This window comes from Citrobacter sp. MGH105 (assembly GCF_001037485.2).
Taxonomy (GTDB): domain Bacteria; phylum Pseudomonadota; class Gammaproteobacteria; order Enterobacterales; family Enterobacteriaceae; genus Citrobacter; species Citrobacter portucalensis.
The window spans coordinates 171,165-191,327 of the sequence record NZ_CP073048.1 but is presented as its reverse complement, the minus strand read 5'-3'; the positions used below and the strand labels follow the sequence as shown (position 1 = coordinate 191,327).

The 20,163-nt window shown below is 52.5% G+C and carries 18 protein-coding genes; 10 read left to right on the top strand and 8 right to left on the bottom strand.

Annotated features, from left to right (window positions below; genetic code table 11):
- The first annotated feature begins 1 nt into the window (after position 1).
- From SK35_RS00905 to ghrB, 3 genes are all read left to right on the top strand, one after another.
- Positions 2–940 (top strand): sugar kinase, encoded by a 939-nt coding sequence (locus SK35_RS00905; RefSeq protein WP_048215329.1) that lies wholly within the window; start codon positions 2–4, stop codon positions 938–940.
- Positions 941–1,004: 64 nt separating this feature from the next.
- Positions 1,005–2,285: an MFS transporter gene (locus SK35_RS00900; protein WP_048215328.1), complete on the top strand. Its 1,281-nt coding sequence runs from the start codon at positions 1,005–1,007 to the stop codon at positions 2,283–2,285.
- Between the two features lie 22 nt (positions 2,286–2,307).
- Positions 2,308–3,282, top strand: a complete 975-nt coding sequence (gene ghrB / locus SK35_RS00895; protein WP_048215327.1) for a glyoxylate/hydroxypyruvate reductase GhrB — start codon at positions 2,308–2,310, stop codon at positions 3,280–3,282.
- A 58-nt stretch (positions 3,283–3,340) separates the two neighbouring features.
- Here ghrB and SK35_RS00890 read toward each other — a convergent pair whose 3' ends face one another.
- Positions 3,341–4,051: a DUF3053 domain-containing protein gene (locus tag SK35_RS00890; RefSeq protein WP_003827386.1), complete on the bottom strand. Its 711-nt coding sequence runs from the start codon at positions 4,049–4,051 to the stop codon at positions 3,341–3,343.
- A 380-nt stretch (positions 4,052–4,431) separates the two neighbouring features.
- Between SK35_RS00890 and SK35_RS00885 the strand changes: the two genes are divergently transcribed.
- The 3 genes from SK35_RS00885 to cueP all read left to right on the top strand — a co-directional run bounded on the left by SK35_RS00885 (position 4,432) and on the right by cueP (position 5,940).
- Entirely contained in the window at positions 4,432–4,722 is a 291-nt protein-coding gene (locus SK35_RS00885; RefSeq protein ID WP_003827383.1) for an HTH-type transcriptional regulator, read from the top strand.
- Positions 4,723–5,001: 279 nt separating this feature from the next.
- The gene (gene cspE, locus SK35_RS00880; RefSeq protein WP_000014594.1) at positions 5,002–5,214 is read left to right on the top strand and encodes a transcription antiterminator/RNA stability regulator CspE; all 213 of its coding nucleotides are present in this window, start codon (positions 5,002–5,004) and stop codon (positions 5,212–5,214) included.
- 186 nt (positions 5,215–5,400) lie between these two features.
- On the top strand, positions 5,401–5,940 hold the full coding sequence (cueP, locus tag SK35_RS00875) for a copper-binding periplasmic metallochaperone CueP (RefSeq protein WP_032945331.1): 540 nt from the start codon (positions 5,401–5,403) through the stop codon (positions 5,938–5,940).
- A 66-nt stretch (positions 5,941–6,006) separates the two neighbouring features.
- On the opposite strand, the gene glyS is transcribed toward cueP, so the two are convergent.
- The 3 genes from glyS to SK35_RS00860 form a co-directional block, all read right to left on the bottom strand.
- Positions 6,007–8,076 carry a glycine--tRNA ligase subunit beta gene (gene glyS / locus SK35_RS00870; RefSeq protein WP_008786433.1) on the bottom strand — a complete coding sequence of 690 codons (2,070 nt, stop codon included), beginning with the start codon at positions 8,074–8,076 and terminating at the stop codon, positions 6,007–6,009.
- Between the two features lie 9 nt (positions 8,077–8,085).
- The gene (gene glyQ, locus SK35_RS00865; protein ID WP_001168551.1) at positions 8,086–8,997 is read right to left on the bottom strand and encodes a glycine--tRNA ligase subunit alpha; all 912 of its coding nucleotides are present in this window, start codon (positions 8,995–8,997) and stop codon (positions 8,086–8,088) included.
- A 95-nt stretch (positions 8,998–9,092) separates the two neighbouring features.
- A complete protein-coding gene (locus tag SK35_RS00860; protein WP_020996059.1) occupies positions 9,093–9,401 on the bottom strand; it encodes a YsaB family lipoprotein in 309 nt (102 codons plus the stop codon).
- A gap of 172 nt (positions 9,402–9,573) precedes the next feature.
- Between SK35_RS00860 and SK35_RS00855 the strand changes: the two genes are divergently transcribed.
- Positions 9,574–10,569 (top strand): acyltransferase, encoded by a 996-nt coding sequence (locus SK35_RS00855; RefSeq protein WP_048216379.1) that lies wholly within the window; start codon positions 9,574–9,576, stop codon positions 10,567–10,569.
- On the opposite strand, the gene yiaB is transcribed toward SK35_RS00855, so the two are convergent.
- The 3 genes from yiaB to xylA form a co-directional block, all read right to left on the bottom strand.
- Entirely contained in the window at positions 10,566–10,931 is a 366-nt protein-coding gene (gene yiaB / locus SK35_RS00850) for an inner membrane protein YiaB (RefSeq protein WP_048215326.1), read from the bottom strand. The two genes, SK35_RS00855 and yiaB, sit on opposite strands and share 4 nt — an antisense overlap.
- Before the next feature lie 167 nt (positions 10,932–11,098).
- Positions 11,099–12,553: a xylulokinase gene (xylB, locus tag SK35_RS00845; protein WP_048215325.1), complete on the bottom strand. Its 1,455-nt coding sequence runs from the start codon at positions 12,551–12,553 to the stop codon at positions 11,099–11,101.
- A 71-nt stretch (positions 12,554–12,624) separates the two neighbouring features.
- Positions 12,625–13,947, bottom strand: coding sequence for a xylose isomerase (gene xylA / locus SK35_RS00840; protein WP_003024252.1), 1,323 nt, complete (start codon positions 13,945–13,947; stop codon positions 12,625–12,627).
- 361 nt (positions 13,948–14,308) lie between these two features.
- Here xylA and xylR point away from each other — a divergent pair, with 361 nt between their 5' ends.
- Complete coding sequence (xylR, locus tag SK35_RS00835) at positions 14,309–15,487, top strand: D-xylose utilization transcriptional activator XylR (protein ID WP_003827365.1); 1,179 nt, start codon at positions 14,309–14,311, stop codon at positions 15,485–15,487.
- A gap of 44 nt (positions 15,488–15,531) precedes the next feature.
- Here the strand turns inward: xylR and SK35_RS00830 are convergent, their stop codons facing one another.
- A complete protein-coding gene (locus SK35_RS00830; protein WP_008786441.1) occupies positions 15,532–16,356 on the bottom strand; it encodes a protein bax in 825 nt (274 codons plus the stop codon).
- A gap of 316 nt (positions 16,357–16,672) precedes the next feature.
- Between SK35_RS00830 and malS the strand changes: the two genes are divergently transcribed.
- The gene (malS, locus tag SK35_RS00825; protein ID WP_048215324.1) at positions 16,673–18,703 is read left to right on the top strand and encodes an alpha-amylase; all 2,031 of its coding nucleotides are present in this window, start codon (positions 16,673–16,675) and stop codon (positions 18,701–18,703) included.
- Positions 18,704–18,879: 176 nt separating this feature from the next.
- Entirely contained in the window at positions 18,880–20,130 is a 1,251-nt protein-coding gene (gene avtA, locus SK35_RS00820) for a valine--pyruvate transaminase (protein WP_003837697.1), read from the top strand.
- Positions 20,131–20,163 lie beyond the last annotated feature (33 nt).

Sequence of the window (20,163 nt, the reverse complement as noted above, 5' to 3'; positions counted from 1 at the left end):
CATGAAAAATTCACTGGATGTGGTCACTATTGGTGAAGCGATGGCGATGTTTGTCGCCACGCAAACCGGCGAACTGGCGGATGTGGAGCAGTTTATCAAGCGCGTTGCAGGCGCGGAGCTCAACGTGGCGACCGGTCTTGCCCGTCTGGGCCTGAAGGTCGGTTGGGTGAGCCGTGTAGGCAACGACAGTTTTGGACGTTTTATCGTTAAGTCGCTGGAAAAAGAAGGGATTGATGCGCAGGGAGTCACCCAGGACGGGCGTTACGCTACTGGCTTTCAGCTTAAATCTAAGGTCGAAAATGGAACCGATCCCATTGTGGAATATTTCCGTAAAGGTTCCGCTGCCAGCCACCTCAGCATTGAGGATTACCACGAGAACTATTTTGCCAGCGCACGTCACTTGCACCTGAGCGGCGTGGCAGCCGCGCTTTCTGCCAGCTCCTATGAACTTCTGGCGCATACCGCCCGCACGCTGAAAGCCCAAGGGAAAACCATCTCCTTTGACCCAAATTTGCGCCCGGTATTGTGGAAAAGCGAAGCCGAAATGGTGGAAAAACTGAACCGCCTGGCATTTCAGGCTGACTGGGTTTTACCTGGGTTAAAAGAGGGCATGATTTTAACCGGTCAGCAGACGCCTGAAGCCATCGCCGACTTTTATCTGCGCCATGGGGTGAAGGCTGTGATCGTCAAAACCGGGGCTGATGGCGCCTGGTACAAAACCGCCAGCGGCGAACAAGGCTGCGTGGCACCGGTAAAAGTCGACAACGTGGTCGATACGGTCGGCGCAGGCGATGGCTTTGCCGTGGGCGTTATTAGCGCCCTGCTGGAAGGCCACTCGGTGCATCAGGCGGTGACACGCGGCAATAAAATTGGCGCACTGGCCATTCAGGTTCAGGGCGACAGCGAAGGATTACCCACACGTGAACAATTAGGGGAATAAACTCCCGGCCAACTCTGTACCCTACATACAGAGGCGGCGTATCAGCATAACCAGAGGGCAGTCTATGAATAGCTCAACTAATGCAGCAAAACGCTGGTGGTACATCATGCCAATCGTGTTTATCACGTATAGCCTGGCGTACCTTGATCGCGCGAACTTCAGCTTCGCCTCCGCCGCCGGTATCAACGAAGACCTCGGCATTACCAAGGGGATCTCTTCCCTGCTGGGCGCGCTGTTTTTCCTCGGCTATTTCTTCTTTCAGATCCCGGGCGCAATTTACGCTGAACGACGCAGCGTACGAAAACTGATTTTTGTCTGTCTGATCCTCTGGGGCGCATGCGCGTCGTTAACCGGCATGGTCAGCAATATTCCAATGCTTGCCGCCATCCGCTTTATTCTTGGCGTCGTTGAAGCCGCCGTGATGCCGGCAATGCTGATTTATATCAGCAACTGGTTTACGAAATCTGAACGCTCGCGCGCAAACACTTTCCTGATCCTCGGTAATCCGGTCACCGTTCTGTGGATGTCCGTGGTTTCCGGTTACCTGATTCAGGCGCTGGGCTGGCGAGAAATGTTCATCATCGAGGGCTTCCCGGCCATCATCTGGGCGTTCTGCTGGTGGGTGCTGGTAAAAGACAAACCGTCTCAGGTCGGTTGGCTGTCAGAATCTGAAAAAGCCGCGCTTCAGGCACAACTGGAAAAAGAGCAGCAAGGCATCAAAGCCGTACGTAACTATAGCGAGGCTTTCCGCTCACGTAACGTCATCCTGCTGTGTATGCAGTATTTCGCCTGGAGTATTGGCGTCTATGGTTTTGTCCTGTGGCTGCCGTCGATTATCCGCAACGGCGGTGCAAATCTGGGGATGGTGGAAGTTGGTTGGCTGTCATCCGTACCGTATCTGGCGGCAACGGCGGCGATGATCCTCGTCTCCTGGGCGTCCGATAAGCTGCAAAACCGTAAGCTGTTTGTCTGGCCACTGTTATTAATAGCCGCTTTCGCGTTTATCGGCTCCTGGGCCGTAGGCGCAGACCACTTCTGGATTTCTTACACGCTGCTGGTTATTGCAGGCGCGGCAATGTATGCCCCCTATGGTCCCTTCTTCGCCATCATCCCGGAAATGCTGCCGCGCAACGTCGCCGGTGGAGCAATGGCGCTGATCAACAGCATGGGCGCGCTAGGTTCATTCTTTGGTTCATGGTTTGTCGGCTACCTCAATGGCGCTACCGGCAGCCCGTCCGCCTCGTACATTTTTATGGGGGTAGCGCTTTTTGTCTCAGTGTGGCTAACTTTAATTGTTAAGCCTGCTAATAATTCCCAAATTCCGGTTGGCGCACGCCACGCTTAAATTTTAACTTACGGAGATTCGCATGAAGCCGTCCATTATTCTCTATAAAGCGTTACCTGACGATTTACTGCATCGCCTGGAAGAACATTTTACTGTGACTCAGGTGCCTAACCTGCGCCCGGAAACGGTCGCACAGCACGCCGACGCTTTTGCCAATGCAGAAGGTCTGCTGGGCTCCAGTGAAGCCGTCAATACCGCTCTGCTGGAGAAAATGCCCAGGCTGCGTGCGACATCCACGGTTTCCGTAGGCTATGACAACTTCGACGTCGATGCCCTCAACGCGCGTAAGGTGCTGTTGATGCACACGCCAACCGTGCTGACGGAAACCGTCGCCGATACGGTAATGGCGCTGGTGTTAAGCACCGCACGCCGCGTAGTGGAAGTTGCCGAACGGGTAAAGGTTGGCGAATGGACCAAAAGTATCGGACCGGACTGGTTTGGTACCGATGTACACCACAAAACGCTGGGGATTGTCGGTATGGGCCGCATTGGGCTGGCGCTGGCACAACGTGCGCATTTCGGCTTTAGCATGCCGATTCTCTATAATGCGCGCCGTCACCATCAGGAAGCAGAAGAACGCTTCAATGCACGTTACTGCGACCTCGATACGCTGTTGCAGGAGTCTGATTTTGTCTGCCTGATCCTGCCGTTAACCGACGAAACGCATCATCTGTTCAGCACCGAGCAGTTTGCCAAAATGAAGTCTTCCGCCATTTTTATTAACGCCGGACGTGGCCCGGTGGTCGATGAAAAAGCGTTGATTGCTGCCCTGCAAAAAGGCGAGATTCATGCCGCTGGCCTGGATGTATTTGAGCAAGAGCCATTATCGGTAGACTCACCGCTACTGTCACTGCCCAACGTGGTGGCCGTACCGCACATTGGTTCAGCCACACACGAAACGCGCTACAACATGGCGGCCTGTGCGGTGGATAACTTAATCGATGCGCTGCAAGGACGCGTTGAGAAGAACTGCGTAAACCCGCAGGTCGCATCATAAACAAAAGGCCGGGTAGCGCTTACGCTCACCCGGCCTTTCATGCATTACCGTATCTTAATTACTGAGCGGCATTCACCGCAGCAGTCCAGGCCTGATTAAATGCCTGATGCTGAGCAGCCAACGGGCCAATCAGCGTATTGTACTGACTTGCCTGCTGTGACGTTGGGAACTGGATACCGTTGGCGACAAAGCTCACCTGTGTATCCTGCTGCGCCACAAAATCACCAACCTGCACCAACTGCTGCGTGAAAATTTGCGCGGCAGGGATCAGCGGCTGTAAGGCCTCTGCTGGTGCAGTAACAACTTTGTTGTACACCTGATCAAAGACCGGCTTCAGATCTTCGCCCTGCTTCAGCGCGCCATGCGCAGCATCTGCCTGTAGTTTCGCATTCTGCAACTGTTGCCCTAATACACCTAGCGCACCATTTGCCTGACGCAGCGGCTCACGCTGAGTCACATAATCCTGAGGAACACGAATCGCATTTACGCTATCAACCACCGGGCGCAGACCGGAGTCCATCGCCTGATTAACCTGCTGCGAATAGCCATACAGAATCGCGTAATCGGACACAAACGGGCCAAACTGTTTTTTCTGATCGGCGGTCAGCGTTGGTAAACGCTCTCCGCTACGCATTGCAGTATTCTGCAGAAAATCGATAAACGCTTTGCGTTGATCGCCTTCTTTATCAAAACACCCACTCAGGCCAACTACCATTAAGAGCGCCAAAACAGGCGCAAACCAGCGAGAGCAGGACTTACCTGTCGCCATTTTAATACTCCTTTCACCCAAAAATGCGCACAACGACACCCGCGTGCCTGACGTTGACAAGGATAGTCCAGGTCAGCCCCGCAAGATACCCTTTCCGCGTAATCTTGTGGGGGAAAATAACCGTTCCCGCCACCGTTCGTTTTGCTAAACAATGCTGCATTTACCACTCGGCGTCATATTTTAGTCATCTTTACAATCGGAATCGATCGTTCGGAGATCCTGACCTTTATCAGTTCGTTAGCCAGCAATAGATTGTCACCTGCGATCCGCTGAAACGAATCCATCACGCAAACCTTAAATCCGGCTTCATTTTTTCCGACTACTCTTAATGAGCTTCGAAGAAATTCACGATCCCGCTGTGTGATTTGTAGGAGTTCTCAATGGAATACAAAGATCCTATGTTTGAACTGCTAAGCAGTCTGGAGCAGATTGTTTTTAAAGATGTATCGCAGACGGTCACTCTGCCGCAAAAAACCAACCCTTTCACCGAATTTGAACAGCTACGACGAGGGACAGGTTTAAAAACAGACGATTTTGCCCGAGTGATGGGCGTGACGGTCGCGATGGTTCATGAATGGGAGTCTAAACGCGTAAAGCCTTCCACTACCGAATTGAAGTTAATGCGCCTGATTCAGGCAGACCCTAGGTTAAGTAAGCAACTGATGGATTGAACTATTTTTCAATTTTGCTCAAGAACGGTCCTGTAACAGGGCCGTTCTCTTACGAAGGTTATCCACAAAAAAGAAAATAGTAGTTGCATCCACATGCGTAAAATGAGTTAATGCCCTCAACGGTTTGACGTACAGACCATTACAGCAGTTAGTAAGGCAAGTCCCTTCAAGAGTTATCGTTGATACCCTTCGTAGTGAGCATTTCCTTTACTGTTAAAAAATCTGTAAAGCACGCCATATCGCCGAAAGGCACACTTATTTTTTAAAAGGTAATACACTATGTCCGGTAAAATGACTGGTATCGTAAAATGGTTCAACGCTGACAAAGGTTTCGGCTTCATCACTCCTGACGATGGCTCTAAAGACGTGTTCGTACACTTCTCTGCTATCCAGAACGATGGCTACAAATCTCTGGACGAAGGTCAGAAAGTTTCCTTCACCATCGAAAGCGGCGCTAAAGGCCCGGCAGCTGGCAACGTAACCAGCCTGTAAGCTTAAAAAGCTCAAAATTCTGAATCCCTGCCAAACGGCGGGGATTTTTTTATCTGTATTTTGTAAGTCTCCCCTCCCCAACGCTTCTTTGCATTACTTTACCCGTCGTCCCTTTGACCTTTCCCTAAGGGCAAGCTTTATAGTGAGCCAGTCTATATTCCACAATTTTCACAAGGAATTGAAGCTATGTCGAAATCCTCACTGCTGCTGATTTTAGGTTTGCTCACCACTGGTACTGCGTTCGCGGCAACGCCGGAAGCTACTTTTCTGGCCGAACACGGGCTTAGCGGGAAATCCGTCGAACAAATCGTAGAGACGATTGATCAATCACCGCAGAGCCGCCCGCTGCCGTACTCAGCGTCCATCACCAGCACCGCGTTGAAGCTCTCTTCGGGCGATCAGGTTTATACCCTGCCGCTCGGTGACAAGTTCTATCTGTCGTTTGCCCCGTATGAATGGCAAACACATCCTTGTTTCAACCACAGCCTTTCTGGCTGCCAGGGCGAAATGCCGGAGAAGACATTCAATGTCAAAGTGACGGATAACAAGGGTGATGTGGTGGTACAAAAAGCGATGAAGAGCGGCCGAAATGGCTTTGTCGGGGTATGGCTACCGCGCAATATGGAAGGCACCATCGCAGTGAGCTACAACGGTAAAACAGCGGAGTATCCTATTAAGACGATGGAAGACAGCCAGACCTGTCTGACAAAATTGCAGTTGCGCTAACAACATAAAAAAATGCCGGATAAGGCGAAGCCGCCATCCGGCATTTTCTAAGTCAGCGCAGGGTCGTTACTGCAGCAGAGAAATATCAGCCACGCGCAAGAACAGCTCGCGCAGTTTTTCGAGCATAGACAGACGGTTAATACGCAGATCTTTATCTTCTACGTTGACCATCACTTTCTCGAAGAACGCATCAACCGGTTCACGCAGTTCCGCCAACTCAACCAGCGCTTCCTGGTAACGACCGGCAGCGAAGACAGGCTCCAGCTTATCGCGCAGCACAACCACCTGCATCGCCAGCGCAATTTCTTCCGGCTCTTTCAGCGTTGCCGCATTCACGCGGTCATTCAGCGTCTCTTCAGACTTCGCCAGGATGTTCGATACACGCTTGTTCGCGGCAGCCAACGCGGACGCGGCTTCCAGCGTACGGAAGTGCGAAACCGCCTTCATACGTGCGTCAAAATCAGCCGGACGAGTCGGACGACGTGCCAGTACGGCCTGAATGGTGTCGACGGTATAACCTTCGTCCTGATACCAGGCGCGGAAGCGACCGAGCATAAAGTCGATAACGTCATCCACCACGTTGGCGTTGGTCAGCTTGTCACCATACAGACGAACCGCTTCTTCGGTCAGCGTTTGCAGATCCAGATTCAGGTTCTTCTCAACGATAATACGCAGCACACCCAGCGCAGCACGACGCAGCGCAAACGGGTCTTTGTCGCCTTTCGGATGCTGACCGATACCGAAGATACCCGCCAGGGTGTCCATCTTGTCAGCAATCGCCACGGCACAAGCTACCGGGTTCGACGGCAGGTCATCACCAGCAAAACGCGGCTGATACTGCTCGTTCAGCGCAACAGCTACATCTTCCGCTTCGCCATCGTGACGCGCATAGTGCATGCCCATCACACCCTGGGTGTCGGTGAATTCGAAGACCATGTTGGTCATCAGATCGCACTTGGACAGCAGGCCAGCACGCGTTGCGTGGTTAACATCAGCGCCAATCTGACCAGCAATCCAGCCCGCCAGCGCCTGGATACGATCAGTCTTGTCGCGCAGCGTACCCAGTTGCTGTTGGAACAGCACGGTTTGCAGACGCGGCAGATGGTCTTCCAGACGTTTTTTACGGTCGGTATTGAAGAAGAACTCGGCATCCGCCAGACGCGGACGAACGACTTTCTCGTTACCAGAGATAATCTGGATCGGATCTTTCGATTCGATGTTGGCAACGAAGATAAAGTTCGGCAGCAGTTTGCCGTCGTTCGCGTATACCGGGAAGTACTTCTGGTCACCTTTCATGGTGTGTACCAGCGCTTCAGACGGAACAGCGAGGAATTTCTCTTCGAACTTCGCAGTCAGCACTACCGGCCATTCCACCAGCGAGGTAACTTCTTCCAGCAGGCTTTCGCTCAGGTCAGCGTTACCGCCAATCTTACGCGCCGCTTCTTCAGCATCGGCTTTGATTTTCGCTTTACGCTCAGCGTAATCCGCAATTACTTTGCCGCGCTCACGCAGGATTTCCGGGTACTGATCGGCAGAATCGATGGTGAATTCCGGCTCGCCCATAAAGCGGTGTCCGCGGATCACGCGATCGGACTGAATGCCCAGAATCGTTGCCGGAATCACTTTGTCTCCCAGCAACAGAGTCACGGTGTGAACCGGACGCACGAAGTGGACGTCAGACGCGCCCCAGCGCATCAGTTTCGGGATCGGCAGCTTCGCCAGTGACGTGGCGATCATGTTCGGCAGCAGCGTTTCAGCGCTTTCGCCTTTCACATGCGCACGGTACAACAGCCATTCGCCTTTGTCGGTAGTCAGACGCTCAGCCTGATCAACCGTGATGCCGCAGCCACGTGCCCAACCTTCTGCCGCTTTGCTCGGTTTACCTTCAGCGTCAAACGCCTGGGCAATGGCCGGACCGCGTTTTTCAACTTCGCGATCGGGTTGAGATTCCGCCAGATTCGCGACTTTCAGCGCCAGACGACGCGGCGCGGCGAACCACTCAACGTTGCCGTGCGCGATGCCAGCGTTATCCAGCTCCGCGGTAAAGTTTGCAGCAAAGGACTCAGCCAGGCTGCGCAGTGCTTTTGGTGGCAGCTCTTCAGTGCCGATTTCCACCAGAAAAGTTTTCTCAGACATGGCCGCCTCTTATTTGTCTTTGTTGCACATCGGGAAGCCAAGGGCTTCACGGGAAGCGTAGTAAGCTTCTGCCACTGCTTTGGTCAGGGTGCGAATTCGCAGGATATAGCGCTGACGCTCAGTGACGGAGATGGCTTTACGCGCATCCAGCAGGTTGAAGCTATGGGCGGCTTTCAGAATGCGTTCATACGCAGGCAGCGGCAGCGGATTTTCCAGCGCCAGCAGCTGCTGCGCCTCTTTCTCGTACTGCTCGAAGCAGGTGAACAGGAAGTCCACGTCGGCGTATTCAAAGTTGTAGGTGGATTGCTCCACTTCGTTCTGATGGAACACGTCGCCGTAAGTGGTTTTACCCAGCGGGCCGTCGCTCCAGACCAGGTCGTAAACGCTGTCTACGCCCTGAATGTACATGGCCAGACGTTCCAGACCGTAAGTAATTTCCCCGGTTACTGGTTTACATTCCAGGCCACCAACCTGCTGGAAGTAGGTGAACTGCGTCACTTCCATGCCGTTCAGCCACACTTCCCAACCCAGACCCCAGGCACCCAGCGTCGGGTTTTCCCAGTTATCTTCCACGAAACGGATATCGTGAATGGTCGGGTCCATACCCAGTTCTTTCAGAGAACCCAGGTACAGCTCCTGAATGTTGTCCGGAGACGGCTTAATCACTACCTGGAACTGATAGTAGTGCTGTAAGCGGTTCGGGTTTTCGCCATAGCGGCCATCGGTCGGACGACGAGAAGGCTGCACATAAGCAGTCGCCATCGGCTCCGGCCCCAGCGCACGCAGGCAGGTCATTGGGTGAGATGTTCCCGCGCCGACTTCCATGTCCAATGGTTGAACGATGGTGCAGCCCTGGCGAGCCCAGTAATCCTGTAAGGTCAGGATCAAGCCCTGGAAGGTCCTGGTATCAAACTTTTGCATATTATTTCGTGCTGGATACGTGTGGATTTAAAGGAAGCGGTCAGTATACCCGCTGGCTGCAAGATATACAGTACGAAACGGGAAAAAGGGGGAACTTAGCGCATGGAAAGGTGCAAAAACTGCCCGTCTGCATCAAAAGAGCAGACAAAACTCTCTTTACGGAAGGTAGAACCACGCATCTCATAGCTACCCTGGAATTGCTCCAGGCCGGAGATATCAATTTTCTGCGCGCCAGTGTTGTAGCGTTGCGCCGCCTCATTTTTGCACAATGACTCCATATCCAGCGAACGTGTGGCACTGACCTTAACCTTTTGCGCTTTCTGCGCAGGTGCAGACGATTGTGTGTCAGCGCACGCTACCAGCAAAAGGGCAGCGATCGCGGGAAAGAAATACTTCATCATCATTTTATTACCGCCTGGTTTGCTGGTCAGTCTTATTATTAGTGTCTGGAAACAGATCCTATTTTGAGAATCTCATCAGACCATCTCAAGCTTTAGCGTAAGAACTCGGATTATTCCAGTGAGCTACGTTCGCAAAATATCGGTCAGACTTTTTTTAATGGACACAGAGGAACTGATGCAGCCCAAAATTTTCTGGATTGATAACCTGCGCGGGATAGCCTGTTTAATGGTCGTGATGATCCACACCACAACCTGGTACATCACCAATGCGCAAAGCGTCAGCCCGTTGAATTGGGATCTGGCTAACGTGCTCAATTCAGCCTCTCGCGTCAGCGTTCCGCTGTTCTTTATGATTTCGGGCTATCTGTTCTTTGGTGAGCGTAGCGCCAAACCGCGCCATTTCCTGCGCATCGCACTTTGCATTCTGTTTTACAGCAGCGTGGCGCTGGCCTATATCCTGCTGTTTACCTCGATCAACGCTGAGCTGTCGCTGAAGAACCTGCTGCAAAAGCCGGTGTTCTATCACCTGTGGTTTTTCTTCGCGATCGCCGTCATCTACCTGGTTTCTCCGCTGATACAGGTGAAAAATATCAGCGGCAAGATGCTACTGGCGCTCATGGTTGTCATTGGGGTGATTGCCAATCCCAACACCGTCTCGCAAAAAATCGGCGGCTTTGAGTGGCTCCCAGTCAACCTGTACATCAGTGGCGATACTTTCTATTACATCCTGTACGGCATGCTGGGCCGGGCGATTGGCATGATGGATACGCAAAAGCGTGCACTCAGCTGGCTCTGTGCGGCGTTATTCATTACCGCAGTATTTATTATTTCTCGTGGCACATTGCATGAACTGCGCTGGCGAGGCAATTTTGCCGACACCTGGTACCTCTACTGCGGCCCAGCGGTATTTATTTGCGCCGCCTCGCTCCTGACGCTGGTCAAAAATACGCTCAGCGCACGTACTCTGCCGCTACTGGGCCTTATTTCTCGCCATTCATTGGGCATTTATGGTTTTCATGCGCTGATCATTCACGCACTACGTACCAACGGAATTGAACTCAAAAACTGGCCACCGCTGGATATACTGTGGATTTTCAGCGCCACGCTGGCGGGTAGCCTGCTGTTGTCCATACTCTTGCAGCGTATCGATACGCGCAGGTTGGTGAGTTAAGACTCACCCTTTTGTTCATTCGGCCCTGGACGCAGGAGTAAAACTTGTCCGGCCAAACACACGAAGAATGCTGCCGGGTATAACCCTATTTCGAAGGGCGCCAACGGGGCATTCCACACCCCCACCAGCAACAGCCCTGCCGTGATGAGCGCCACCATCTGACAAACGGAAGCGAAGCGTTCATCGTTTTGATTGAGATTTACTGCGCGCTGATAGGCATACGTTACGAACATCCCCGTCATCAGCGCCCCCAAAAAATACCCCTTGCCGCTCAATAACGGGCATGCGCGCCATAAACCGATACTGTAAGTCAGTATGCCTGAGAGGAATAATATCCATGGCAACAGCCTGGTTGTCTTCATTGGGATCTCCTTATCCATCATGGATACAATATGAATAACCCGCTAAAGACAACACAGAAAAAAGCGACTACACAGGACTTTCAGAATACATCCATACGTGTAACTTATTATTTTCGTGGATATATATATTCGGCAAATTCCCCTCTGCTAGCCAGAGGGGAAAGTGGTCAGGACATCAGCGGTTGTAATTGCTGATAGATACGACGGAAAGTTTCTCGACGCTGTTGATAACGAGCATGACGCTCCGCGTCAGGATAATGCGCCTGCTCCAGCGTAAGCTGAGGCAGTAACTCTGATAACGACGTTTGCAGATTCATGGCAACTTGCGCCAGGCGCGCCGCGCCGAGTGCAGGACCAACGTCACCGCCGGTACGGTAATCCAGCTGCAATCCGCTGATGTCAGATAGCATCTGACGCCAGTATTCACTACGCGCCCCACCGCCGATCAGCGTAATGCTGGCGGGCTGAATGCCACAGGCATGTACCACGTCCATACCGTCAGCCAGCGCAAACCCCACACCTTCCAGCACCGCCTGTGCCAGTTCTGCCGGACCATGCTGATGCGTCAGACCGAAAAATACGCCCTTGGCCTGCGGATTGTTGTGCGGCGTACGCTCGCCGGACAAATAAGGTAAAAACCAGACCGGCTCCGCGTGTTCATCCGCCTGTTGCGCAGCGTCAATCAACGCAGGAACGCTCGCCAGTCCGGTTAATTTTGCCGCCCAGTCCAGACACGATGCCGCACTTAACATTACAGACATCAGATGCCATCGCTCAGGCAAAGCATGGCAAAAACTGTGAACCGCACTTTCCGGTTTGCTAAGGAAACCATCACTCACCGCAAAATAGACGCCGGATGTCCCCAGCGAAAGCATCGCCTGACCGGCATTCATCATGCCTACGCCAACCGCGCCCGCCGCGTTATCACCACCTCCGGCAACAACCGCAACCTCCTGCATTCCCCAGGCTTTAGCGACGTCTGGCAATAAGGTTCCGGTAATCTCGCTGCCTTCATAGAGCGCAGGCATATGTGCGCGAGCCAGTTTACAGGCAGCCAGCATGACATCGCTCCAGTCACGCTTCGCGACATCCAGCCACATTGTCCCTGCCGCATCAGACATATCGCTGGCAAAATCACCGGTCATGCGCAAACGCAGGTAATCTTTCGGCAGCAGGACTTTATCAATCTTGTTGAAAATCTCCGGCTCGTGGCGTTGCACCCACAGCAGTTTTGGCGCGGTAAAGCCAGGCATCATCAGGTTGCCGGTGATGGCACGAGACTGCGGAACCTGACTCTCCAGCATCACGCACTCTTCAGCACAGCGACCGTCGTTCCATAAGATAGCCGGACGCAATACCTTCTGTTGTTCATCCAGTAGCGTAGCGCCGTGCATCTGCCCGGCAATCCCTAACGCTTTCACCTCGCGGAGTGAATGCTGCTGACCCAGTGCTTTTACCGCGCGATCCGTTGCCAGCCACCACTGCTCTGGGTCTTGTTCTGACCATAACGGGTGCGGGCGCGAGACGGTGAGTTTCTCCGTTTTTGAAGCCACCACATCGCCCTGCTCATTGAGCAGAATGGCCTTTACGCCTGATGTGCCAAGATCTATCCCGATATACATAAGGCATCGTTCCTTAAAGAAAGGCCCGGTAGCGCTAGCTGACCGGGCTTACGGACGTTCTCAGAGACCCGTTATTTGTCGAACAAATAATGGTTTACCAGATTTTCCAGCAATTCCTGATGACCGCTCTGGTGCACTGGCGCCAGATTGTGTTGTTCAGCGTACTGCGCAATTTCTGTCAGCGTCATCTGGCCTTTCAGAATTTGCTGGCCCAGCTCACCATTCCAACCGGCATAACGTTTAGCCACACGCTGATCCAGGCCACCGTCTTCAATCATACGGGCCGCAATTTTCAGGGACAGCGCCATGGTATCCATCGCGCCAATATGACCATAGAACAGATCGTATTTATCGGTACTCTGGCGACGTACTTTGGCATCAAAGTTCAGACCGCCGGTAGTGAAGCCGCCCGCTTTAAGGATTTCGTACATCACCAAGGCATTCTCTTCTACGCTGTTCGGGAACTGGTCGGTATCCCAGCCCAGCTGTGCGTCGCCGCGGTTGGCATCGACAGAGCCAAACAGACCCAGCGCGATAGCGGTGGCGATTTCGTGATGGAACGAATGGCCTGCAAGCGTAGCGTGGTTGGCTTCGATATTCAGTTTGATCTCTTTTTCCAGACCGAACTGCTTGAGGAATCCGTACACGGTTGCCGCATCGTAGTCGTACTGGTGCTTGGTCGGTTCCTGCGGTTTCGGCTCGATAAGCAAAGTGCCCTGGAAACCGGTTTTGTGTTTGTGTTCCACGACTAATTGCATGAAACGACCAATCTGCTCACGTTCCTGACGCAGATCGGTATTCAGCAGTGTTTCATAACCTTCACGGCCGCCCCACAGAACGTAGTTTTCACCACCTAACTTGTGCGTGGCATCCATGGCCGTAACCACCTGCGTGGCGGCCCAGCTGAACACTTCTGGATCTGGGTTTGTGGCCGCACCCGCACCGTAGCGTGGGTTAGTGAAGCAGTTTGCTGTACCCCACAGCAGCTTCACGCCGCTCTGTTCCTGTTTTGCCGCCAGCACATCAACCATCTGCGCAAAGTTGTTTTTGTACTCTTTCAAAGACGCGCCTTCCGGCGAAACATCCACGTCATGGAAGCAGTAGTAAGGCACGTTCAGCTTGTGGAAAAACTCAAATGCCACATCCGCTTTGCGTTTCGCCAGTGCCAGAGCTTCACCAGGCTGCTGCCATGGACGATCGAAAGCGCCCATACCGAACATATCCGCCCCGTTCCAGCAGAAGGTATGCCAGTAGCAGGCCGCAAAACGCAGATGATCTTCCATGCGCTTGCCCAATACGATTTCGTCAGGGTTGTAATGGCGAAATGCGAGCGGGTTGGTGGATTGAGTGCCTTCGAAACGAACACGATCGAGTTGGTCAAAATAAGCCGGCATAATAAGCTCCATAATCAGGTAATACGGCAAGTAAACTGCGATATGGCTATACTGGAATTTCCTGATTTATTGCTCAATTACGTTATTTCACACCGCCATTAAGAGAATACCCAAACGTGCGCTGGCTCCCAAAAAAACGCGCTAAATAAAGAAATAAAAAAGCGATCGCGATCGAAGGTTAGTCATTAAACAAAAAACCGTAATGCGCAGATAAAAAATGACAATTGTCATCCCGCGACCAGTATGTAAATTTTGCGTAGCCTCAGGCAATCAGGAATTTTGTCACGCTTCATCAAGCAGTCGTACCTGCGGTTTTGCTAGTATCGACAGGCCCACGTTAACCTTTCCAGGACAGGTTCTTATGTTTGATAAACGTCACCGCATCACTCTGCTATTTAATGCCAATAAAGCCTACGACCGCCAGGTGGTAGAAGGTGTGGGTGAATATTTACAGGCATCGCAATCCGAGTGGGATATATTCATTGAGGAAGATTTCCGCGCCCGTATCGATAATATTAAAGACTGGTTAGGCGACGGCGTTATTGCTGATTATGACGATGATGATATTGCGCAATTACTTGCCGATGTTGAAGTTCCCATCATCGGCGTTGGAGGCTCCTACCATCTGGAGCAAGATTATCCACCGGTACATTACATCGCCACCGACAACCATGCGTTGGTAGAAAGCGCTTTCCTGCACCTGAAGGAAAAAGGGGTTAACCGCTTTGCATTCTATGGTCTGCCATCGTCAAGCGGCAAACGCTGGGCCGCGGAACGTGAATATGCGTTTTGCCAGTTGGTTGCCAAAGAGAAGTACCGCGGCGTTGTCTATCAGGGGCTGGAAACCGCACCGGAAAACTGGCAGCACGCGCAAAATCGTCTGGCGGACTGGCTACAAACACTACCGCCGCAAACCGGTATTATCGCCGTTACCGATGCACGGGCACGACACGTCCTGCAAGTTTGCGAACACCTGCATATTCCGGTTCCGGAAAAGCTGTGTGTGATTGGGATCGACAACGAAGAACTGACCCGCTATCTGTCGCGGGTGGCGCTTTCATCCGTGGCTCAGGGAGCCAGGCAGATGGGGTATCAGGCCGCTAAGCTCTTACATCGTTTACTGGCAAATGAAGAGCTGCCGCTGCAACGTACACTGGTTCCTCCGGTGCGCGTCATTGAACGCCGCTCAACCGACTACCGTTCATTAACCGATCCGGCGGTGATTCAGGCGATGCACTTTATCCGCAACCATGCCTGTAAAGGTATTAAGGTTGAACAAGTGCTGGATTCAGTGGGGATTTCTCGTTCGAATCTGGAGAAGCGTTTTAAAGAAGAAGTTGGAGAGACTATCCACGCCGTGATTCATGCCGAAAAGCTGGAAAAAGCGCGCAGCCTGTTGATATCTACCACGCTTTCAATCAACGAAATCTCACAGATGTGCGGCTATCCATCTCTGCAATACTTTTATTCGGTCTTTAAGAAAGAGTATGACACGACGCCCAAAGAGTATCGCGATGTGAACAGCGAAGTGTTGCTGTGAGGATTATTGCCGGATGCGGCGAAGCCGCCATCCGGCACACAGAATTACATATGCGCGGCGATTAAACGCTGGTTATCCTGATACATTGCGAACAGATAGTTGTTGTAGCTCTGTCCTTTAGTGGAATAACCCTTCAGCTTATGAATCATCGCGGTAGCGGTGACTTCCTGATCGGCTTTACGCAGCTGCGCACGTGACTTACGGAATGAAGAGTAAGCCGGATGCGTGTTCAGGTTGATGACGTAAGCATTCACCGACTCTTTCACCGATTCAAACTGTGAGTAGCCTTTCACCTTACCCGGGGCATTGTTACAACGACCTTTGCCACATTTCATGCCAAACAGGTTGTTGTTGCTACGCGCCAGCTTCGACGTACCCCAGCCACTTTCAGCCGCAGCCATGGTTGCCACCATACTGGTCGGGATAATGTCTACGCGCTCAAGCAGCGTATTCCATGGGATTTTACGCGTGTTGCCAGACCAGCTCACCTTGTAGCGCTTCGCGATGTCTTTCATACGCGTACGCTCAGTCGGTGACCAGCGGTTCTGGTACTGTTTTGAAATCAGCCAGTTACGATCCGCCGTAATGGCAGCATTTTGACTGGTAATATAAGGCATAACCGTCCGGAGAAACGCTTTTTTCCTTGGTGTTCCGGAAGGGTATTTTCGCAAATCAGGAAGTGAACTACTCTTTGCACTATTGCGAGAATACTCTTGTTTACTGCTTACCTGTGTATTACTTGTCTTGATTACCTGGGGCTTGTGACTCGTTGTCGCCGTGTGTGTCTTTGCCAGCACCTCACCCGAAAATGCAACGGTGAGTAACATAAGAATCATTGCCCCATATCGTCGAATGGGAGTCAATATCATTAGGTCTCCTGGTCGGATTTATACATTCCAACACCTTATATTTTTCACAAAAATGAGAGATGAATCTCAAATCATATCAAAAATAGCCGTCAAGAGCACCCAAAGGAATAGTCCAATTCTGAAACTATGTCACGCATTAACGGTTCAGGATGCTATTAATTCGAAGAAAATGTGGAGGTTATCGCAAAATAAGTTCATTTTTTGCGCGCGATCGCTCACCCTCACTTCTCCTCCTGGCGGAATCGACTCAAAGGAGGAGTTTCCGGCCTGATTTCACTGGCAAACTGGCGAAAATCGCAGCACCAAGGACAGCATTATGAAACTTGCCGCCGTTGCGCTGGCGCTCATGCCCGGCATTGCCATCGCCTCATCATGGACTTCTCAGGGACTCCCCATCTTCGAAGCGGAAGGTACGGGTAAATTCGTCAGCCATGCAGCGTTGACGAAGGGTACGCGTCCTTTAATCCTAAATTTTGACCAACAGTGCTGGCAGCCTGCTGATGCGATAAAACTCAACCAGATGCTGTCGCTAAAACCGTGTGAAGGCGCCCCGCCGCAATGGCGCTTATTCAAAGACGGCGATTACACGCTGGAAGTGGATACCCGCTCCGGAACGCCAACGTTGATGCTCTCGGTAAAAAGCGCCGCAGACCCTGTCACGACCCAGATTCGCCAGTGCCCGAAATGGGATGGTTCGCCGTTAACACTGGATGTGAGCCAGACCTTTCCGGAAGGTGCCGTGGTGCGTGATTTCTACAGCCAGCAAACGGCAACGGTAAAAAATGGGTCGATTACCCTACAGCCTGCCGCAGCCAGTAACGGACTGTTGCTGCTGGAACGGGCGGAAACCGATGCCCCGGCCGCTTTCGACTGGCATAACGCTACGGTGTATTTCGTCCTGACGGATCGCTTTGTAAATGGTGACCCAAGCAACGACCACAGCTACGGGCGTCGCAACGACGGCATGCAGGAAATTGGTACTTTCCACGGGGGCGATTTGCGCGGTCTGGTCAGCAAACTCGACTATCTACAACAGTTAGGCATCAACGCCCTGTGGATCAGTGCGCCGTTTGAGCAAATTCACGGCTGGGTCGGCGGTGGCACCAAAGGTGATTTCCCCCATTATGCTTACCACGGCTATTACACTCAGGACTGGACCACCCTCGACGCGAATATGGGTAATGAAGCTGACCTGCGTGCGCTGGTTGACGGCGCGCACCAGCGCGGCATTCGCATCCTGTTTGATGTCGTCATGAATCATACCGGCTACGCCACGCTGGCGGATATGCAGGAGTATCAGTTTGGGGCCCTGTACTTGTCGGGCGATGAACTGAAAAACACGCTCGGTGAACGCTGGACGGACTGGAAGCCAGCCGCCGGGCAAAGCTGGCACAGCTTTAATGATTACATCAACTTCAGCGATAAAGCAGGCTGGGAAAAATGGTGGGGGAAAAACTGGATCCGCACCGATATTGGCGATTACGACAATCCGGGTTTTGACGACCTGACCATGTCACTGGCTTTCCTGCCCGATCTGAAAACCGAATCCACCACGCCTTCCGGGCTGCCAAACTTTTATCTACACAAACCAGATACGCACGCTAAAGCTATTGCTGGTTACACGCCCCGAGATTATCTGACCCACTGGCTCAGCCAGTGGGTGCGTGATTACGGGATTGACGGATTTCGGGTCGATACCGCCAAACACGTCGAACTTCCCGCCTGGCAGCAGTTAAAAACACAGGCCAGCGCGGCGCTGGTTGAATGGAAGAAAGCGAACCCGGATAAAGCGCTGGATGACAAACCTTTCTGGATGACCGGCGAGGCCTGGGGTCACGGCGTGATGCAAAGCGACTATTACCTTCACGGCTTTGATGCGATGATCAATTTCGACTATCAGGAGCAGGCGGCAAAGGCCGTCGATTGTCTGGCAAATATGGATGTCATCTGGCAACAAATGGCTGAAAAACTACAGGATTTCAACGTTCTGAGCTATCTTTCCTCGCACGATACGCGTCTGTTCCGCGAAGGTGGAGACAAAGCCGCCGAGCTATTGCTGCTGGCGCCAGGCGCGGTACAACTCTTTTACGGAGACGAGTCGGCCCGGCCCTTTGGACCAACAGGTTCAGACCCATTGCAGGGTACGCGCTCAGAAATGAACTGGCCGGATGTGGCCGGGGAATCTGCCGCCAGCGTCACTCACTGGCAGCGCATCAGTCAGTTCCGGGCCAGACATCCCGCCATCGGTGCTGGTAAACAGACCACGCTGACATTGAAGCAGGGATACGGATTTATCCGCGAGCATGGCGACGATAAGGTGATGGTGGTGTGGGCCGGTCAGCCCTGATCCCAACAGGCTTCTCGCTGTGCATACAGCGGGAAGCCCAACACAAAATAAAAAACCAGCCAGGCAAACATCTGTAGCACAAAACATCAATCCAGCCCGCTCCCCCTGATTTGCACCCTGCCATAGGTAGCGCTATGGTTAGCCACTTTACTACTCAGTTCGACAGACCCCCTGCTATGACATTCTCACTTTTTGGCGACAAATTTACCCGCCATTCAGGCATCACCCGCCTGATGGAGGACCTCAACGACGGTTTACGCACCCCAGGCGCCATCATGCTCGGCGGTGGTAATCCGGCGCAAATTCCAGAGATGCAAAATTACTTCCAGTCTCTGCTGACAGATATGCTGGCAAACGGCAAAGCCACTGATGCGCTTTGTAATTATGACGGTCCGCAAGGGAAAACCGAGCTACTGTCTGAACTGGCGAAACTGCTACGTGAGAAGCAGGGTTGGGATATCGAGCCACAAAATATTGCACTGACAAATGGCAGTCAGAGCGCGTTTTTCTACTTATTCAATTTGTTCGCCGGACGCCGCGCTGACGGAACAACGCAAAAAGTGTTATTCCCGTTAGCGCCGGAATACATTGGCTATGCAGATTCCGGGCTAGAAGAAGATCTCTTCGTCTCAGCACGTCCGAACATTGAGCTGCTACCGGAAGGCCAGTTTAAGTATCACGTTGATTTTGAACACCTGCACATCGGTGAAGAGACAGGGATGATCTGCGTATCGCGCCCCACTAACCCGACAGGCAACGTGATCACCGACGACGAGCTGATGAAGCTGGACCGGCTGGCCAACCAGCATGGGATCCCGCTGGTGATTGATAACGCCTATGGCGTACCATTCCCAGGCATTATCTTTAGCGAAGCACGCCCGTTGTGGAACCCCAACATTGTGTTGTGCATGAGCCTTTCCAAGCTGGGTCTGCCAGGTTCCCGCTGCGGTATCATTATCGCGAATGAAAAAATCATCACTGCGATTACCAATATGAACGGCATCATCAGCCTTGCACCTGGCGGGATGGGACCGGCGATGATGTGCGAGATGATTAAACGTAACGATCTGCTGCGCCTGTCCGAAACGGTTATCAAGCCGTTTTACTATCAGCGCGTTCAGGAGACAATTGCGATTATTCGCCGCTACTTGTCTGAAGATCGCTGCCTTATCCATAAACCTGAAGGTGCGATTTTCCTGTGGCTATGGTTCAAAGATTTACCGATCACCACAGAACTGTTGTATCAGCGCCTGAAAGCGCGCGGCGTACTGATGGTTCCTGGTGACTACTTCTTCCCGGGGCTGGATAAACCCTGGCCGCATACCCATCAGTGCATGCGGATGAACTACGTGCCAGAGCCGGAGAAAATCGAAGCTGGCGTGAAGATTCTGGCGGAAGAGATCGAACGCGCCTGGCTGGAAGGCTAACGCAAACCCGACCCAAGTGCGGGTCGGGCTCAC

Excerpts from the sequence above, each read along its gene's own strand:
- SK35_RS00905 (WP_048215329.1), top strand. The coding sequence starts at position 2 with ATGAAAAATTCACTGGATGTGGTCACTATTGGTGAAGCGATGGCGATG.
- SK35_RS00900 (WP_048215328.1), top strand. The coding sequence starts at position 1,005 with ATGAATAGCTCAACTAATGCAGCAAAACGCTGGTGGTACATCATGCCA.
- ghrB (WP_048215327.1), top strand. The coding sequence starts at position 2,308 with ATGAAGCCGTCCATTATTCTCTATAAAGCGTTACCTGACGATTTACTG.
- SK35_RS00890 (WP_003827386.1), bottom strand. The coding sequence starts at position 4,051 with ATGGCGACAGGTAAGTCCTGCTCTCGCTGGTTTGCGCCTGTTTTGGCG.
- SK35_RS00885 (WP_003827383.1), top strand. The coding sequence starts at position 4,432 with ATGGAATACAAAGATCCTATGTTTGAACTGCTAAGCAGTCTGGAGCAG.
- cspE (WP_000014594.1), top strand. The coding sequence starts at position 5,002 with ATGTCCGGTAAAATGACTGGTATCGTAAAATGGTTCAACGCTGACAAA.
- cueP (WP_032945331.1), top strand. The coding sequence starts at position 5,401 with ATGTCGAAATCCTCACTGCTGCTGATTTTAGGTTTGCTCACCACTGGT.
- glyS (WP_008786433.1), bottom strand. The coding sequence starts at position 8,076 with ATGTCTGAGAAAACTTTTCTGGTGGAAATCGGCACTGAAGAGCTGCCA.
- glyQ (WP_001168551.1), bottom strand. The coding sequence starts at position 8,997 with ATGCAAAAGTTTGATACCAGGACCTTCCAGGGCTTGATCCTGACCTTA.
- SK35_RS00860 (WP_020996059.1), bottom strand. The coding sequence starts at position 9,401 with ATGATGATGAAGTATTTCTTTCCCGCGATCGCTGCCCTTTTGCTGGTA.
- SK35_RS00855 (WP_048216379.1), top strand. The coding sequence starts at position 9,574 with ATGCAGCCCAAAATTTTCTGGATTGATAACCTGCGCGGGATAGCCTGT.
- yiaB (WP_048215326.1), bottom strand. The coding sequence starts at position 10,931 with ATGAAGACAACCAGGCTGTTGCCATGGATATTATTCCTCTCAGGCATA.
- xylB (WP_048215325.1), bottom strand. The coding sequence starts at position 12,553 with ATGTATATCGGGATAGATCTTGGCACATCAGGCGTAAAGGCCATTCTG.
- xylA (WP_003024252.1), bottom strand. The coding sequence starts at position 13,947 with ATGCCGGCTTATTTTGACCAACTCGATCGTGTTCGTTTCGAAGGCACT.
- xylR (WP_003827365.1), top strand. The coding sequence starts at position 14,309 with ATGTTTGATAAACGTCACCGCATCACTCTGCTATTTAATGCCAATAAA.
- SK35_RS00830 (WP_008786441.1), bottom strand. The coding sequence starts at position 16,356 with ATGATATTGACTCCCATTCGACGATATGGGGCAATGATTCTTATGTTA.
- malS (WP_048215324.1), top strand. The coding sequence starts at position 16,673 with ATGAAACTTGCCGCCGTTGCGCTGGCGCTCATGCCCGGCATTGCCATC.
- avtA (WP_003837697.1), top strand. The coding sequence starts at position 18,880 with ATGACATTCTCACTTTTTGGCGACAAATTTACCCGCCATTCAGGCATC.